The sequence below is a fragment of the Altererythrobacter sp. BO-6 genome (genome assembly GCF_011047315.1).
Lineage (GTDB): Bacteria > Pseudomonadota > Alphaproteobacteria > Sphingomonadales > Sphingomonadaceae > Erythrobacter.
Genome location: NZ_CP049259.1, coordinates 1,944,250 through 1,961,066 on the forward strand (window position 1 = coordinate 1,944,250; position 16,817 = coordinate 1,961,066).

Consider the following 16,817-nt stretch of genomic DNA (forward strand, 5'->3'; position numbering starts at 1 on the left):
CACGCGGGTTGCGCCGCTGGGATGGTCGAAGAACAGGAATTCCTCGATCGGACCGGGTTCGATCTTGCGATATTCGCTCAGGCGCATCGCCACCTTGGCAAAACCATCGGGTTCGCGCGCAGCTTCAAGCCCGAACGCATCGGCCTGGCTTTCATTGATCCGGATCAGCGTGTCGAAGGCCGGGCTCATGACCAGCATATAGACTGCCAGGCAAATGCCCAGCACCGGCATGGAGGCTGGGTCGGCAATGTCGCGCACGCCCCATCGTTCGCCGTATTTTGCGATCAGGCCGGGTGCGATGCGGCTGGTCAGGAACAGTCCCAGCCCGAGCAGCGCCATCATGATGCCCACCAGCCACCACACGTGGTTCAGCTTGTAGTGCCCCATTTCGTGGCCCATCACCGCCAGTATCTCGGGCTCGCTGGTGCGTTCGAGCAGATTGTCGTTGAGCGAAATGCGGATAGTCGGGCCAAGGCCGGAGACATTGGCAGAGATGCGCTTGTGCTGTTTCGACTGGTCGAACACGTAAATGTGCTCGGCCGGAATATCGTATTTGGCCGCAACCGCTTCGATCTTGTCGCGCAGCGGGCCTTGCTCCATCTCGGTATAGGTGTTGAACAGCGGCGAGATGAACAGCGGCATCAGCACGATGCCGATCATCAGGAACACCCCGATGACGCCGCTGCCCCACAGCCACCAGCTTCGCGGCGCCCGCCGGATCAGGGCATAGATCGCCGCGATGAGCAACGGCATTATCGCGAGCGAAATGGCAAGCTCGATAGCCTGTTCGCCCGCCCATGCCCCGAAAGCCTGGTCCAGCAAGCCGTAACTCTTTTCGCGGAAGAAGCCGGTGTAGATCGTCCAGGGCAGGGTGATGACCCAGCCGACCAGGCTGTAGAACAGCGCGGTGAGCCAGGTGATGCCGAAGGCGCGCTTGAACACGCGCTCGCCGATTTCCCTGAATTTGGCGGACAGGCGGAATTTCAACAGCAGGCCATCGGCCAGAACGCCGATCAGCGTGCCCCACAATGGCAGCCAGTAGCCCCCCTTCGAAATAGGCATCGGACTGCGCACGGGCCGGCCCTTGCAGTGTGTCGAGATAAGCGCGTGTCGCTGCTTCGACGTCGAACCCGGTGCCGGCGACCGCCAGCATATCAATCAAAGCCATTTCCGCTCCCTTGCGCCCGTTTTGAGGCGAAGCTGTCGCTCGTTGCCGCCAAAGTCAATCGGCGCTGATGTAGCAGTCTGCCAAAGGCATTTGCGGATCGGCGAGCGTGCAGGCTGGACGCGCGGCGATTTGCGCCTACATCGGCTGGCATGGATATCCAACGCAACACAGAGATGGCGGACGCCGCCGTTACCCCGCACGAGCCGCCGGTGATCCGGCGCGAGGATTACAAGCCTTTTCCCTGGCTGGTGCCTCAGATCGAGCTGCAGTTCGACCTTGCGTTGGAGGCGACGCGGGTGGTCTCCAAACTTACCGTCGCGCGCAATGCCAAGGCCGATCCTGCGACCGCGATCCGGCTGGACGGCGACGGGCAGCAGATCCTTTCCGTCAAGGTCGATGGCGAGGTGCGCAATGACTGGTCCCAAGATGAAGGCGACCTGATCCTGCCGCTTTCCGGCGACGCGCATGAGATCGAGATCGCGACCGAAATCGATCCTTCGGCCAATACCCAGCTCGAAGGGCTTTATGCCTCGAATGGCATGCTCTGCACCCAGTGCGAGGCCGAGGGGTTCCGCCGCATCACCTATTTCCCCGACCGGCCTGACGTGCTCAGCACCTATCGGGTGCGGATGAGCGGGTTGAAAGAGCAGTTCCCGATCCTGCTGTGTAACGGCAACAAACTGGCCCAAGGCGACAATCCGGATGGAACGCATTGGGCCGAATGGCATGACCCCTGGCCCAAGCCGAGCTATCTCTTTGCGCTGGTGGCAGGGGACCTTGTCGCCAATTCCGCCACCTTCACCACCATGAGCGGGCGCGAGGTGGAGCTGAACGTTTGGGTGCGCGAGGAAGACCTGGCGCGCACCGACCACGCCGTGGAATCGCTCAAGAAGTCGATGAAGTGGGACGAGGAGGTGTTCGGCCGCGAATACGATCTCGATCTCTACAACATCGTCGCGGTCAGCGATTTCAACATGGGGGCGATGGAGAACAAGGGGCTCAACGTCTTCAACACCAAATACGTGCTGGCTGACCCCGACACCGCGACCGATGCCGATTTCGACGCGGTCGAAGGGGTGATCGCACACGAATACTTCCACAACTGGTCGGGCAACCGTGTAACCTGCCGCGACTGGTTCCAGCTGTCCCTGAAGGAAGGCTTCACCGTGCTGCGCGACCAGCTGTTCAGCCAGGACATGCAGGGTGAAGCGGTCAAGCGGATCGAGGATGTGCGGATCCTGCGTGCGGCGCAATTCCCCGAGGATTCGGGGCCGCTGGCGCATCCGATCCGGCCGGACAGCTATCGCGAGATCTCGAACTTCTACACCGCCACGGTCTACAACAAGGGCGCCGAAGTCATCCGCATGATGCGCTCGATTTGCGGGCCGGAGCGATTCCGCAAGGGCACCGATATCTATTTCGAGCGGCATGATGGCGAAGCGGCGACCTGCGAGGATTTCGTCTGCGCTATCGAGGAAGGCGCCGGGCTCGACCTAAGCCAGTTCCGCCTGTGGTACCGCCAGGCCGGCACGCCGCGCGTGAAGGTGGCAATGGCGCATGAAGGCCACACGGTCACGCTGACGCTCACGCAAATGGTTCCGCCCACCCCCGGCCAGCCGGACAAGCAGCCGATGGTGATCCCGCTCAGGATCGCGCTGCTCGATCGCGCCACTGGCCAGCATCGCGGTGAAGAACTGATCGTGCTCGATCAGGCGGAGCAGAGCTTCACCTTCGACGGATTTGACGCTGCGCCGGTGCTCTCGGTCAACCGCGGCTTTACGGCGCCGGTGATGATCGAGCGGGCGGCGTCGCTCGAAGACCTCAAGCTGCTGGCCGCGCATGATGACGATTCTTTTGCGCGCTATGAAGCGATGCAGGAATTGATGGTGGGCCACCTGGTTGCCGCAGCGGGCGGCACCCTGGGTGATGCCGACCGGGCGACTGGCGAAGCGGCGATCGTCAGCGCGCTGGGCGCGGTCGTGACCGACGTGGCCCTCGACGATGCGATGCGCGGCGAACTGATGATGCTGCCCAGCCAGACTTACCTGATGGAGCAGCTCGACCAGGCCGACCCGGCGGCGATCCACCGCGAGCGCGAAGGCCTCAAGGCCCTGCTGGGCCGCGAGCTGGCGGGCGAGCTGCACGCTTTGTATTCCCGTGCGGCGCAGGTGCCTTACAATGGCGACGGTGCCCGCGGCGCGCGCAAGGTCAAGACCCAGGCGCTGGCCTATCTGGCAGCAAGCGACCCCGCGCAGGCAGCCGAGCTTGCCGGTGCGCAATATGATGCGGCGGACAACATGACCGACCGGCAGGGCGCGCTGATGGTGCTCGCCGGGCTGGAGCATCCGGCGCGCGAGGAAAGGCTGGCCGCGTTCTATGACCGTTATCAGGGCAATGCGCTGGTGATCGACAAGTGGTTTACGCTGCAGGCGCTGTCGCTGCACCCGCAAGTGCTGGAGCATATCAAGGCGCTTGCCGCCCATCCTGACTTCACGCTCAAGAACCCCAACCGCGTGCGTTCGCTCTATATGGCGCTGGCAGGCAACCCGCCGGCATTCCATGCGGCAAGCGGCGAGGGCTATCGCCTGCTGGCCGACCTGATCCTCGAGCTTGACCCGATCAACCCGCAGACCGCCGCACGGTTCGTGCCGGCACTGGGCCGCTGGCGCAGGATCGAGCCCGTGCGCGCGGCGCTGATGAAGGGCGAGCTTGAACGGCTGAGCAAGGCAAAGCTGTCACGCGATACGTTCGAGCAGGTCAGCCGCAGCCTCGATGGCTGACGCCTCCGCCTTCGACATTACCCTGGCCGATACGCTGGAGGGCGTGCCGCATGGCTTCTTCGGCCATTCCGGCGCAGCGCACCAGTTCGGCTATGGCGGCGAGGGCGAAGAAGCCGCACTCCATGCGGCCCGCGCGGCGGCGGCTGAAGCGATCCTGCCCGGTGGGGCGCTGGTCATGCCGCACCAGGTCCATTCGCCCGATGTCTTGCACGTCACGGCAGCATGGGATGACACCGCGACGGGTCGGCCCACGGCGGACGCGCTTGTAAGCGCCACGCCAGGGCTGGTGCTGGGCGTCGTCACGGCCGATTGCGCGCCGGTGCTGTTTGCCGATGCCGAGGCAGGCGTGATCGGCGCCGCCCATGCCGGCTGGCGCGGGGCGCATGGCGGCGTGCTCGAGAATACCGTCGCCGCGATGGAAGCACTGGGCGCCCGGCGGGCGCGGATTGTCGCCGCGATCGGGCCCACCATAGCCCAGGCTAGCTATGAAGTGGATGAAGGGTTCCGTTCGCAATTTGCGCCCAAGGATGCGCGCCATTTCGCACCGGGCCGCGCCGGTCACTGGCAATTCGATCTGCCCGCCTATGTCGCAGCGCGCTTGCAACATGCGGGGATCGGCCAGGTCGAGGACCTGGCGCTCGATACTTATGCGCTGGAAAGCCGCTTCTATTCCTATCGCCGCGCAACGCATCAGGGTGCGCCCAATTACGGACGGCAACTCAGCCTGATCGCGCTCCGCTGATCATCCGTCCACAGGCTTGCATGAAACCGAACGATTGGTGCCCAAAACACGGTTGGCAGGGCCTGACTTTGCGTCTATCAGCGCCGCCAAATAGGCGCAGCCCGCTTGCCGGGTGGAAGCGTCAGACGCCTTTCGGGAAACGAATCGCCCCAGCGAGAGTTCGATCGAGAGGTAATGTTCCGACAGCGTCCGGGGGCATTCGCGGCCGGACAAGATTAGCAGGGTAAAGGCTGATGGCTGATACGACTGGCACCGTGACACCCGATGCCGCCGCAATGGCGGGCGAAGACGGGGTCCGGCGGCGCGACTTTATTCACATCGCTGCGGTGAGCGCGGCTGGCGTGGGCGGCGTGGTTACGCTGTTGCCGCTGGTCAGCCAGATGGCACCGTCGAAAGACGTTCTTGCCGCAAGCACGACCGAGGTCGATGTTTCCGCGATCGAGCCGGGGCAGGCGATCAAGGCAGAATTCCGCAAGCAGCCGCTGTTCGTGCGCCGTTTGACACCGGCCGAGATTCAGGAAGCGAACGCCGTTGACGTGGGTGGCCTGCGCGATCCGGAGACACTCGCTGACCGGACCAAGGAAGGCCATGAGGACATGCTGGTCACCATGGGCGTCTGTACCCACCTGGGCTGCGTACCGCTGGGCGCCGCAGAAGGTGAGGACAAGGGCGAATTCGGCGGCTATTTCTGCCCCTGCCACGGTTCGCACTATGATACGGCCGCGCGCATCCGCAAGGGACCTGCGCCGAAGAACCTTGTCGTTCCCGATTACGAATTCACCTCCGACAGCGTTATCCGCGTCGGCTGACAGCTGAGAGATTTGCGATGAGCTTTGCCTGGGCACGCCAGTACGAACCGCAGAACGGCTTTACCAAGTGGCTGGATGAGCGGCTGCCGCTCCCCCGCCTGGTCTACAATGCCGTGGGTGCCGGATATCCGGTGCCGCGCAACCTCAACTACATGTGGAATTTCGGCGTGCTCGCCGGCTTCTTCCTGGTGCTCCAGATCGTTACCGGCGTAGTGCTGGCGATGCATTATGCCGCCAACCAGCTGGTTGCGTTCCAGACGGTCGAGCACATCATGCGCAACGTCAACTGGGGCTGGATGATGCGCTATGCGCATGCCAACGGCGCCAGCTTCTTCTTCATCGTCGTCTACCTGCATATCTTCCGCGGCTTCTTCTACTCTTCATACAAGGCCCCGCGCGAGATGATCTGGCTGCTCGGCGTCGTGATCTTCCTGCTGATGATGGCGACCGCCTTCATGGGTTATGTGCTGCCGTGGGGCCAGATGAGCTTCTGGGGCGCGCAGGTGATCACCGGCCTGTTCGGCGCTATCCCGCTGGTGGGTGAAAGCATCCAGGTGTGGATCCTGGGCGGCTTTGCGCCTGACAATGCCGCGCTGAACCGCTTCTTCAGCCTGCACTTCCTGCTGCCCTTCGTGATCGCCGGCGTGGTGATCCTGCACATCTGGGCGCTGCACATCCCGGGTTCGTCGAACCCCACCGGTGTGGAAGTGAAGAGCGAAAGCGACACTGTGCCGTTCCACCCCTATTACACCGCCAAGGACGGGTTCGGGCTGGGCGTGATCCTGCTGTTCTTCGCGACGATGGTGTTCTTCCTGCCCAACGCGCTGGGCCACCCGGATAACTATATCGAAGCGAACCCGCTTTCGACCCCGGCGCACATCGTGCCTGAATGGTATTTCTGGCCGTTCTACGCGATCCTGCGCGCTTTCACCGGTGACCTCACCATTCCGTTCACCGGTGTGGTGCTGATCGAGGCGAAGCTGCTGGGCGTGATCGCGATGTTCGGATCGATCCTGCTGTGGTTCATCCTGCCCTGGCTCGACAAGAGCCCGGTGCGCTCGGGCCACTATCGCCCGACCTTCCGCAAGTTCTTCTGGTTCGGCCTGATCCCCGCGATGATCGTTCTGTTCATTTGCGGCGGCGCCCCGGCTGAAGAGCCTTATGTGATGCTCAGCCAGATCGCGACCGCATATTACTTCCTCCACTTCCTGGTGATCCTGCCCATCATCAGCTCGATCGAGAAGACCGAGCCGCTGCCCTATTCGATTACCGAAGCGGTGTTGGCAAAGGATGGCGCGGGCGCTCCGGCGGCGCAGCCGGCCGAGTAAGTCCCGGACGACTGGATAAAGAGAGACACGAACCATGATCCGTATCGGTGCAATCGCAGTCGGCCTGTTCTTCTTCGCCGTCGTCACCCTGTGGTCGTTCATCCCCGGGGCGATCAACTATTTCACGGTCCCGGCTGAAAAGCCTGCCTACTATGCCTTCAAGCAGAAGGCGCATGGCCCTGAGGGCGGCTTCAGCTTTGATGGCCCCTTCGGCAAGTGGGACGTGCAGCAGCTGCAGCGCGGCTACCAGGTGTACAAGGAAGTGTGCGCGGCTTGCCACTCGATCCAGTATGTCGCGTTCCGCAATTTGGCAGAGCTGGGCTACAACGAAGCCGAGGTGAAGGCGGAAGCTGCCACCTTCAACATCCCGGTCTACAGCAAGGCGACCGCCGAGGTGGAAACCCGCCCAGGCCTGCCGACCGACAACTTCCCGGCAGTGCCCTATTTCGGCGCGGGCCATCCGCCGGATCTTTCGCTGATCACCAAGGCGCGCAAGGACGGATCGAACTACGTCTATTCGCTGCTGACCGGTTACCAGGAGCCCGATCCCGAGCTGCTGGCCGCGAACCCGGATTTCGAAGTGCCCGCCGGGCTCTACTTCAATCCCTACTTCCCCAATGTGAACCTTTCGATGCCGGCTCCGCTGATTTCTGACGGCCAGGTCACCTATGCCGATGGCACTCAAGCGACGGTAAGCCAGATGTCGGAAGACGTGTCGGCTTTCCTCACCTGGACCGCCGAGCCTTCGCTGGTAAAGCGCAAGCAGACCGGCTGGCCAGTGCTCGGCTTCCTGCTGTTCGCTACCATCCTGGCCTATCTGTCTAAGAAGCAGATCTGGGCTTCGGTGAAGCCGCGCAAGAAAGACTGATCATCGCACACAAGCGATGCTTGAAGCGCCCCGCCATCTTCGCGATGGTGGGGCGTTTTCGATTTGGGGGAATGCATGACGCCTGACGAATTGAAGGGCTTGATCCGCACCGTGCCGGATTTTCCGCAGCCGGGGATCCAGTTCCGCGACATCACCACGCTGATCAGCCATCCACTGGGCCTGGCCGCCACCGTCCGGCTGCTGGCCGAGCGGGCCAAGGCGCTGGGCGCGGAAGCGATTGCGGGCATGGAGGCGCGCGGTTTCATCTTTGGCGCAGCGGTGGCAGTCGAGCTAGAACTGGGCTTCGTCCCCGTGCGCAAGCCGGGCAAGCTGCCGGTCGATGTGCTCGGCATCGATTATGCGCTCGAATACGGCACCGACCGGCTCGAGATCGATCCGAGTGCGATCGCGCACGGTCAGACCGTGGTGATCGTCGACGATCTGATTGCGACCGGCGGCACCGCGCTTGCTGCTGCGCAATTGCTGCGCCAGGCGGGGGCAACGGTGGATGACGCGCTGTTCGTGATCGACTTGCCGGATCTTGGCGGGGCGGCCCGGCTGCGCGACGCCAGTATCGAGGTGAGCGCGCTGATGGAATTCGAAGGCGATTAGGCGCTGGCCGGGTCAGCCCAGCTTGCGCACTTCCTCCAGAACTCTCTCGGCCCATTCGGGGCGGCAGATCAGCAAATCGGGCAGGTAGGTGTCGGCATTGTTGTAGGTCAGCGGGGATCCGTCGATCCGGCTGCAATGCAGGCCGTGCGCCTGCGCCACGGCGACCGGGGCGCAATTGTCCCACTCATACTGTCCGCCTGAATGGAGATAGATTTCCGCTTCGCCGCGCACCACCGCCATGGCCTTGGCGCCCGCGCTGCCCATGTCCACCAGCTCGCCGCCGATCGCGTCTGCTACGGCCACCGCTTCCTTCGCAGGCCGAGTGCGGCTGACGACGAGCCGCGGGACAGCAGCCGCATCTGCCAGCGGCAGCGGCTGGTCGGAACGCAGCACCACCCCGCCATCGAGTCCCGGCAAGGCCACAGCACCCAGCGTCGCGACCCCCTTGATCGCCAGCCCGACATGCACCGCCCAGTCGCTGCGCGCTTCGCCATATTCGCGGGTGCCGTCGACCGGATCGACGATCCATACCCGTTCGCGCGCCAGCCGTGCCGGATTGTCCTTTTCCTCTTCGGACAGCAGCCCGTCTTCGGGGCGCTCATGGCGCAGCGCTTCGCACAGGAATGCGTTGGCCCGGCGATCCCCCTCCTTGCCCAGCGCCTTGCCTTCGAACTGCCCCGAAGCGCGCACATCGAGCAGGATGCGCCCGGCTTCCACGGCGAGCTGCGCGGCAAGCCGTGCGTCTGCAGAAAGATCGGGCACCGTCATTTGAGCGGCAGGATCTGTTCGATAATGTATTCGGCAGCTTCCGCCGGCGTCATGTCGACCGTGTTGACCCGGATCTCCGCGGTCTCCGGCTCTTCATACGGGCTGTCGATCCCGGTAAAGTTCTTGAGCTCGCCCGCGCGTGCCTTCTTGTAGAGGCCCTTTACGTCGCGCGCTTCGGCGACGCTCAGCGGTGTATCGACAAAAATCTCGATGAACTCGCCTTCGGGCAGCATCTGACGGACCATCTGCCGTTCGGCGCGGAACGGGCTGATAAACGCGGTCAGCACGATCAGCCCGGCATCCGCCATCAGCTTGGCGACTTCACCGATCCGGCGGATATTCTCGATCCGGTCGGCCTCGGTAAAGCCGAGGTCGCGGTTGAGGCCATGGCGGATATTGTCGCCATCGAGCAGGAAAGTGTGGCGGTTCATGAGGTTCAGCCGCTTCTCCACCTCATTGGCGATGGTCGACTTGCCAGAGCCCGACAGCCCGGTGAACCACAGCACGCGCGGCTTCTGGTTCTTCAGCGCCGCATGATCCTCGCGTGTAATCTCAGTCGGTTGCCAGTGCACGTTCTGCGCGCGGCGCAGGCTGAAATGGATCATGCCCGCCGCGACAGTGGCATTGGTGAATTTGTCGATCAGGATGAAGCCACCGAGCTGGCGGCTCCTGGCATAGGGTTCAAAGGCAATCGCCCGGTCAGTGCGCAGCTCGGCGACGCCAATCGCGTTGAGATCGAGCGTCTTGGCTGCAAGGTGTTCGAAGGTGTTGACGCAGATCTCGTATTTGGGGGGCTGGACATTGGCGGTGACGGTTTGCGTGCCCAGCTTCAGCCAGTAACCGCGGCCTGGCTTCATCGCTTCTTCGTCCATCCACACGATAGTGGCTTCGAACTGGTCCGAAGCCTCGGGCGGATCGCCCGCCGCTGCGATCACGTCGCCGCGGCTGCAATCGACCTCGTCTGCCAGCGTCAGCGTGACCGATTGCCCGGCCACCGCTTCGTCAAGCTCGCCATCGAAGGTGACAATGCTCTTAATCGTACTGGTCTTGCCCGATGGCACGATCCGCACCGGATCGCCCGGCTTCACCGTGCCGCCGGCAATCAATCCGGTGAAACCGCGGAAGTCCAAGTTGGGGCGATTGACCCACTGCACCGGCATCCGGAAAGCGCGCTCCTGCGCGCGGGCATTGGCCAGCTCGACTGTCTCGAGATGGCCGATCAGGCTGGGGCCAGAATACCAGCTTGTGTTGGCCGAAGGGGCCTGCGTGATATTGTCGCCCTTGAAGCCCGAGATGGGTATCGCGGTGAACTCCTCGACACCGATCTCTTCAGCGAAAGCGGCGTAATCGGCCACGATCTTGTCGAACACAGCCTGGTCGTAGCCGACCAGGTCCATCTTGTTGACCGCCAGCACTAGCTGCCGGATGCCCAGCAGGTGCACCAGGAAGCTGTGCCGCCGCGTCTGCTCCAGCACGCCCTTGCGTGCATCGACCAGGATCACCGCGAGGTCGGCGGTCGAAGCGCCGGTCACCATGTTGCGCGTGTATTGCTCGTGCCCCGGGGTGTCGGCGACGATGAATTTGCGTTTCTCGGTCGCGAAGAAGCGATAGGCGACGTCGATCGTGATGCCCTGTTCGCGCTCCGCCGCGAGGCCATCGACCAGCAGCGCGAAATCGATCTCCTCGCCCTGGGTGCCATGGCGCTTGCTGTCGCTTTCCAGCGCAGCCAGCTGGTCTTCGAAGATCATCTTGGAATCGTACAGCAGGCGCCCGATCAGCGTGCTCTTGCCGTCATCGACGCTGCCGCAGGTGATGAAGCGCAGCATTTCCTTGTGCTGCTGCGCATCGAGATAGGCGGCGATGTCATCCGCGATCAGCGTGTCGGGGCGATAAATCTCCGTCATCAGAAATACCCCTCCTGCTTCTTCGCTTCCATCGAGGCGCTTTCGCCCTTGTCGATCGCGCGGCCCTGTCGCTCCGAACCGGTGGCGAGCAGCATTTCCTGGATGATATCGGTCAACTCGGTCGCCTCGCTTTCGACCGCGCCGGTCAGCGGGTAGCAGCCGAGCGTGCGGAAGCGGACGGTGCGTTCGACCGCGACTTCGCCCTGTTCGGATCGGAAGCGTTCGTCATCGACCACCAGCAGCGTGCCGTCGCGCACTACGGTCGGTCGCCGCGCCGCGTAATAGAGTGGTACGATGTCGATCTTCTCGGCCAGGATATATTGCCAGATGTCGAGCTCGGTCCAGTTGGAGAGCGGGAACACGCGAATGCTTTCGCCGTCCTTCTTCTTGGCGTTGTAGAGGTTCCACAGCTCGGGCCGCTGGTTCTTCGGGTCCCACCGGTGCGCGGCATTGCGAAAGCTGAACACACGTTCTTTCGCGCGCGCCTTTTCCTCGTCGCGCCGCCCGCCGCCAAAGGCCGCATCGAAGCCGTGTTCGCTCAGCGCGCGCTTGAGCGGTTCAGTCAATTGTGCCTGCGAATAAAGCGCGCTGCCGGTGTCGAAGGGGTTGATCCCCTGCGCTTCGGCCTCTTCGTTTTCCGCGACGATCAGTTTGAGGCCATACGCCGCGACGGTCTTGTCACGATGCGCGAGCAAATCCTGGAAGTCCCATCCGCTCGCTACATGCAGCATCGGGAAGGGTGGAGGTGCAGGGTAGAATGCCTTGCGCGCGAGGTGCAGCATGACCGAGCTGTCCTTGCCCACCGAATAAAGCATCACGGGGTTGCTTGCTTCGGCCACAACCTCGCGCATGATATGGATGCTTTCAGCTTCGAGCCGCTGGAGATGGGTCAGGTTGGTCATTGATGATCGCTTGCGTCGTCTGTCAGGACCCGCGACCTAGGGGTTCGCTGCGCCACGGAGAATATAGAATTGCTTGCAGGCGCATTAGATGCGGCGTCTCCAGACAGTTGACGAATCCCCTGCAACCGTGGCAATTGCCCGCGTCCTATCGAGCGGGCGGGTATAGCTTAGTGGTAAAGCCCTAGCCTTCCAAGCTAGTTATGCGGGTTCGATTCCCGCTACCCGCTCCAGCCTTCCAGCTCTCAGAATACAGCCTTTGGTGCGGGTTCGATTGTCCTCGCTCCGCTCGTTCAGCTTCGCTTCGTCCTCGCTGCGCTCGTTCAGCGGTGCTTCCCCGCTACCCGCTCCAGCCTTTCAGCCGTCCGGAAACGAAAATGCCGGATGCGCCAATTGTATGGCTGCACCCGGCATAAAACCCGAAAGGCTCTCTCTCCAACTCTTTCGTGATTCGCCGTAACAGCGGCGGCCACATTTGGCTTGTCCCTCAACTGGGTGTCAGCGCTAGGCCTGACTCATGTCAGCCAGCGGGGCCGATGCGCGGCCTCGCGGAAATGCTTGCCGGGCGCGATCAAACCCAGTGATACGGCGCGCACCGCGGCAGCGGTGCGGTCAGACACATCAAGCTTGGCGAAGATACGTTTGACGTAACTGTCGACCGAGTTCTTGGAGATGCCGAGGATTTCCGCGATGACAGCGTTGCTTTTGCCTTCGCCGATCCAGCGGATCACGTCGAGCTCGCGTTGCGACAAGTCGGGCACATCTTCCTTGAATGCTCCGACCAGCTCGCAATAGCGGTGGAAACACAATTGCGCGGCAACCTGCACCTGCCGTACCATCGCGTCATCCAGCGAAGCCGGATCCTGCGGCAGGCCAACCCCGACAAAGCCTGAACGGGCATAGGGGCCCGTACAATGCACGGCGACGCCTTCTCCCATCCCGGCTTGGTGCAGCCTGTCCAAATAGTCTGCTCCCCGCTCGTCGAGCGTGGCTATCCTGGCGGCATCTGACCAACGGAACGCATTGCCGCGATTGAGCGAGAGATTGGGTAGCGGGTCTTCCCAGCGCCCTTTTTCGCGATAGGCCGCTTCCCACTCCCTGGGGAAACCGACATTCCAGAACACGCGGCCCACCCGGCGGTCCGCCACAACCGGCGCCAGGAAATAGACGCCGCCGAAGCGGATTGCCTTCAACGCCTCATGGATCGCACGGCGAAAGGAGACGAGTGTATGGGCATGCGCGATCAGCGCCATTGCATCCCAATATTCCATCCGATCTTGCGCCATATCGACTCGCTTTAGCGCGGTCCCCCTGAAGGAAGCTTTAGACGGCATCCTTTCCAATTTCCAAACAGCCGCTTAACCAAAGGGCTTAGGCACGCTTGGGAAAACAGGCTTAACCGACCGCCATATTGTCTATCAGCCGCGTCCCGCCGATCCGGGCGGCCACCAAAAGTCGTGATGGCTTACCTTCCAGCCTGGCCAGCTGTGTCAAGGATTGCGCGTCGGCCAGTGCCGCGTAGTCGATCGAAGCAAAGCCGGCTTCGAGCAGCTCCGCTTCAAGCGCCGCGAGCGCAGTCGCAACGTCACAACCGCCTTCGATCTGCGCAATTGCGGATTGCATCGCGCGCGGCAGCGCAGCGGCAGCGGCGCGGTTCGCAGGCGAAAGGTAGCGGTTGCGGCTCGACATCGCCAGCCCGTCAGCTTCGCGCACGGTCGGTACGCCAACGATATCGCGCACATGCGGGCGGGTCAGATCAAGATCGCGCGCCATGGCGCGGATCACCGCCAATTGCTGGAAATCCTTCTCACCGAAAAAGGCCTTGTCGGGCATGACCTGGTTGAACAGCTTGCACACGACCGTGGCGACACCATCGAAATGGCCAGGCCGTGCCGCGCCGCAGAAGCCTTCGCTTACGCCGCTGACGGTGATCGAAGTGGCGAAGCCGGCCGGATACATCGCCTCTACTGTGGGTGCCCACAGCAGCGCGACGCCTTCCGCCTCTAGCATGGCCGAGTCTTCGGCCAGCTGGCGCGGGTAGGCGTCGAGATCCTCATTCGGCCCGAATTGGGTGGGATTGATGAAGATCGACGCGACCACATGGTCACATTGCGCCCGCGCCTCTCGGACCAAGGTCAAATGCCCTTCGTGGAGCGCGCCCATGGTCGGCACCAGCCCCACTGTGCCACCCGCCGAACGCAGGTCGGCCAAGGCATTTCTCAACATGTCGAGCGTCGTGGCGGTTTGCACCTCGGCAACCCCTCCGATATTGAAATCACAAGTCTCCTAGCGCCCATTGCGCGCGCGATACAAGCGAATCGAAAGGCAAGTCGTCCATGTCCGCCAGCCATCCGCACCGGATTGTCTTCGCCAATGAAAAAGGCGGCACCGGCAAGTCCACCACCGCGGTGCATATTGCGATTGCGCTTGCCTATCGCGGTGCACGCGTGGCGGCGATCGACCTCGACCCGCGCCAACGCACCATGGCGCGCTACCTTGAAAATCGTGCTGACACGGCGGCTCGCCGCCAGATTGCGCTGCCGACGGCGGAGTTCCGTGTCTATGAAGGCGATGTCGAAGGGCTTGAGGCCTTGGTGGCTGAAATCGGCACTGGGGCCGACTATATCGTGTTTGACACGCCCGGGCGTGACGATCCCCTGGCCCGCCATGCCGCGACCGAGGCCGACACGCTGGTCACGCCGATGAATGACAGCTTCGTCGATTTCGACCTGATCGGCCAGGTTGAAGGCGAAACCTTCAAGGTCAAGCGGCTGAGTTTTTATGCCGAACTGATCTGGGAAGCCCGGCTCAAGCGCAGCCGCGCGACGATCGAACAGCAGCGCCGCCAGATGGACTGGGTGGTGGTGCGCAACCGCACCGGCCATGTCGAAGCGCGCAACATGTTGCGTATCGAACAGGCGCTGACCGAGCTTTCCAAGCGGGTCGGCTTTCGCGTGGCGCAGGGCCTTAGCGAACGCGTGATCTATCGCGAATTGTTCCCGTCCGGCCTGACGCTGCTCGACAAGGGCCACCTGGGCGAGCTGGGCACCAGCCATCTGGTGGCGCGGCAGGAGCTGCGCGAACTGGTCAGGTCGCTCGCCTTGCCCGAATTCATCCCGCCGCAGCCGCGGCTCGAACTGGCCTGACGCGATGCTGTTGCGCCTGCTCCTGCTGGTCGGGCTGGCATGTCTTGCGTGCAAGATGGTGTTCGGGCGCTGGCCCTGGGAATATCTGCGCGGGAGCTCTACCCGCGAACGCGCGCTGGAACGTGCGCGCCAGCTGTTGGGGGTGAGCGCCGGCGCCACCCGCCAGCAGATCGTCGAGGCGCACAAGCGGCTGGTTGCGATCGTCCATCCCGATCGCGGCGGCACCAACGAGCAGGTGCATGAAGCGAATGCGGCGCGTGATCTGCTGCTGGCCGCGCTACCACCGGAAATTCCGCCACAACAGTGACATAAAGTCGCGCCATCGGCTAAGGGATCCTGCCATACGCCACACCATTCAGGTCCCTTCACATGAGTCATCAGTTCCATTCCACCGTCCTGCGCGAATATGACATTCGCGGGATTATCGGCGAAACGCTCGGGCCGGATGATGCGCGGGCAATCGGGCGCAGCTTTGCGACGCTGCTGCGCGAAGCTGGCGGGCGCAAGGTGGCTGTCGGTTATGACGGCCGGATCAGTTCGCCCATGCTCGAACACGCGCTGGTCGAAGGTCTTACCGCCAGCGGCTGCGATGTTGTGCGGATCGGCATGGGGCCGACCCCGATGCTCTATTACGCAGAAGCCTCAGCTGAAGACGTGGATGGCGGCATTCAGATAACCGGCAGCCATAATCCCGCCAATTACAACGGCTTCAAGATGGTATTCCAGGGGCGCCCGTTCTTCGGTGCGGACATCCAGCGGCTCGGTGAAATCGCGCAGCGCGGGGCATGGGCGCACGGTGCCGGAATTGTCGAGCGCGCCGATATCCTTGACCAGTATGTCGAGCGCCTGCTGCAGGGACTGGCAGGGATCGACACCGGCGCTCTCGCGGACCTCAAGGTTGGCTGGGACGCAGGCAATGGCGCCGCCGGGCCTGCGCTGGAGAAGCTCGCGGCGCGCCTGCCCGGCGAGCATCATTTGCTTTTCACACAAGTCGACGGCAATTTTCCCAATCATCATCCTGATCCCACGGTCGAAGCCAATCTGGCGGACCTGAAGGCGCTCGTCGCGGAGAAGAAGCTCGATTTCGGAGTGGCTTTCGACGGCGATGGTGACCGGATCGGCGCGATTGACGGCGAAGGCCGCGTGGTGTGGGGCGACCAGCTGCTGATGATCTATGCCGAGGATCTGCTCAAATCGCGTCCCGGCGCGACGATTATCGCCGATGTGAAGGCCAGCCGTGCGCTGTTCGACCATGTTGCGGCGCAGGGCGGAAAGCCGCTGATGTGGAAGACCGGGCACTCGCTGATCAAGTCCAAAATGAAGGAAGTTTCCTCGCCGCTGGCAGGCGAAATGAGCGGGCATGTGTTCTTTGCTGACAGCTATTACGGCTTCGACGATGCGCTCTTTGCCGGTGTGCGGCTGATCGCCGCCAGCGCAAGACTGGGCAAATCGGTCACAGAGCTGCGCGGCGAAATGCCCGCGATGCTCAACACGCCAGAGCTGCGCTTCCAGGTCGATGAGAGCCGCAAGTTTGCCGCGATCGAAGAGATTGCCGGGCGGATCGCGGCGAGCGATGCCGTGGCCGACACCACCGACGGGGTGCGCGTTACCACCGCTGACGGTTGGTGGCTGCTGCGCGCTTCGAACACGCAGGATGTGCTGGTGGCGCGCGCGGAAAGCGATACGCCTGAGGGGCTGGAGCGCTTGCTCGCCCAGATCGACGAGCAGCTCTTGCTGTCCGGCCTCGAACGCGGCGAAAGCGTGGGCCATTAGGCGTCATTTGGGAGGGTCGA

The 16,817-nt window shown here is 63.0% G+C and carries 14 protein-coding genes, 1 tRNA gene and 1 pseudogene; 10 read left to right on the plus strand and 6 right to left on the minus strand.

Going from position 1 to position 16,817, the window contains the following annotated elements:
- Positions 1 to 42: 42 nt before the first annotated feature.
- Positions 43 to 1,062: pseudogene (locus G6N82_RS09535) on the minus strand (M48 family metallopeptidase); the annotation flags it as partial.
- Positions 1,063 to 1,317: 255 nt separating this feature from the next.
- Between G6N82_RS09535 and pepN the strand changes: the two are divergent.
- From pepN to G6N82_RS09565, 6 genes are all read left to right on the plus strand, one after another.
- Complete coding sequence (gene pepN / locus G6N82_RS09540) at positions 1,318 to 3,948, plus strand: aminopeptidase N (protein ID WP_165195921.1); 2,631 nt, start codon at positions 1,318 to 1,320, stop codon at positions 3,946 to 3,948.
- Positions 3,941 to 4,690, plus strand: a complete 750-nt coding sequence (gene pgeF / locus G6N82_RS09545) for a peptidoglycan editing factor PgeF (RefSeq protein WP_165195923.1) — start codon at positions 3,941 to 3,943, stop codon at positions 4,688 to 4,690. Before pepN ends, pgeF begins: the two co-directional genes overlap by 8 nt.
- Positions 4,691 to 4,965: 275 nt before the next feature.
- A complete protein-coding gene (gene petA / locus G6N82_RS09550; RefSeq protein ID WP_165198135.1) occupies positions 4,966 to 5,499 on the plus strand; it encodes a ubiquinol-cytochrome c reductase iron-sulfur subunit in 534 nt (177 codons plus the stop codon).
- 17 nt (positions 5,500 to 5,516) lie between these two features.
- A complete protein-coding gene (locus G6N82_RS09555; protein ID WP_165195925.1) occupies positions 5,517 to 6,827 on the plus strand; it encodes a cytochrome b/b6 in 1,311 nt (436 codons plus the stop codon).
- A 34-nt stretch (positions 6,828 to 6,861) separates the two neighbouring features.
- The gene (locus G6N82_RS09560; RefSeq protein WP_165195927.1) at positions 6,862 to 7,695 is read left to right on the plus strand and encodes a cytochrome c1; all 834 of its coding nucleotides are present in this window, start codon (positions 6,862 to 6,864) and stop codon (positions 7,693 to 7,695) included.
- Between the two features lie 75 nt (positions 7,696 to 7,770).
- On the plus strand, positions 7,771 to 8,307 hold the full coding sequence (locus tag G6N82_RS09565) for an adenine phosphoribosyltransferase (RefSeq protein WP_165195929.1): 537 nt from the start codon (positions 7,771 to 7,773) through the stop codon (positions 8,305 to 8,307).
- A gap of 12 nt (positions 8,308 to 8,319) precedes the next feature.
- Here G6N82_RS09565 and G6N82_RS09570 read toward each other — a convergent pair whose 3' ends face one another.
- The 3 genes from G6N82_RS09570 to cysD are packed head-to-tail and all read right to left on the minus strand — an operon-like array spanning position 8,320 to position 11,881.
- On the minus strand, positions 8,320 to 9,075 hold the full coding sequence (locus G6N82_RS09570; protein ID WP_165195931.1) for a 3'(2'),5'-bisphosphate nucleotidase CysQ: 756 nt from the start codon (positions 9,073 to 9,075) through the stop codon (positions 8,320 to 8,322).
- Positions 9,072 to 10,979 (minus strand): sulfate adenylyltransferase subunit CysN, encoded by a 1,908-nt coding sequence (gene cysN, locus G6N82_RS09575; protein WP_165195933.1) that lies wholly within the window; start codon positions 10,977 to 10,979, stop codon positions 9,072 to 9,074. The genes G6N82_RS09570 and cysN overlap by 4 nt, the downstream gene beginning before the upstream one ends.
- Positions 10,979 to 11,881, minus strand: coding sequence for a sulfate adenylyltransferase subunit CysD (gene cysD / locus G6N82_RS09580; RefSeq protein ID WP_165195935.1), 903 nt, complete (start codon positions 11,879 to 11,881; stop codon positions 10,979 to 10,981). The genes cysN and cysD overlap by 1 nt, the downstream gene beginning before the upstream one ends.
- Positions 11,882 to 12,037: 156 nt before the next feature.
- Here cysD and G6N82_RS09585 point away from each other — a divergent pair.
- Positions 12,038 to 12,111, plus strand: a tRNA-Gly gene (locus G6N82_RS09585).
- 282 nt (positions 12,112 to 12,393) lie between these two features.
- On the opposite strand, the gene G6N82_RS09590 is transcribed toward G6N82_RS09585, so the two are convergent.
- Complete coding sequence (locus G6N82_RS09590) at positions 12,394 to 13,164, minus strand: LuxR family transcriptional regulator (protein WP_165195937.1); 771 nt, start codon at positions 13,162 to 13,164, stop codon at positions 12,394 to 12,396.
- A gap of 109 nt (positions 13,165 to 13,273) precedes the next feature.
- Positions 13,274 to 14,128, minus strand: a complete 855-nt coding sequence (gene panC / locus G6N82_RS09595) for a pantoate--beta-alanine ligase (protein WP_165195939.1) — start codon at positions 14,126 to 14,128, stop codon at positions 13,274 to 13,276.
- Positions 14,129 to 14,214: 86 nt separating this feature from the next.
- Between panC and G6N82_RS09600 the strand changes: the two genes are divergently transcribed.
- From G6N82_RS09600 to G6N82_RS09610, 3 genes are all read left to right on the plus strand, one after another.
- Positions 14,215 to 15,024, plus strand: coding sequence for a division plane positioning ATPase MipZ (locus G6N82_RS09600; RefSeq protein ID WP_165195941.1), 810 nt, complete (start codon positions 14,215 to 14,217; stop codon positions 15,022 to 15,024).
- A 4-nt stretch (positions 15,025 to 15,028) separates the two neighbouring features.
- The gene (locus tag G6N82_RS09605) at positions 15,029 to 15,331 is read left to right on the plus strand and encodes a J domain-containing protein (RefSeq protein WP_346773727.1); all 303 of its coding nucleotides are present in this window, start codon (positions 15,029 to 15,031) and stop codon (positions 15,329 to 15,331) included.
- 62 nt (positions 15,332 to 15,393) lie between these two features.
- Positions 15,394 to 16,797 (plus strand): phosphomannomutase/phosphoglucomutase, encoded by a 1,404-nt coding sequence (locus G6N82_RS09610; RefSeq protein ID WP_165195943.1) that lies wholly within the window; start codon positions 15,394 to 15,396, stop codon positions 16,795 to 16,797.
- Positions 16,798 to 16,817 lie beyond the last annotated feature (20 nt).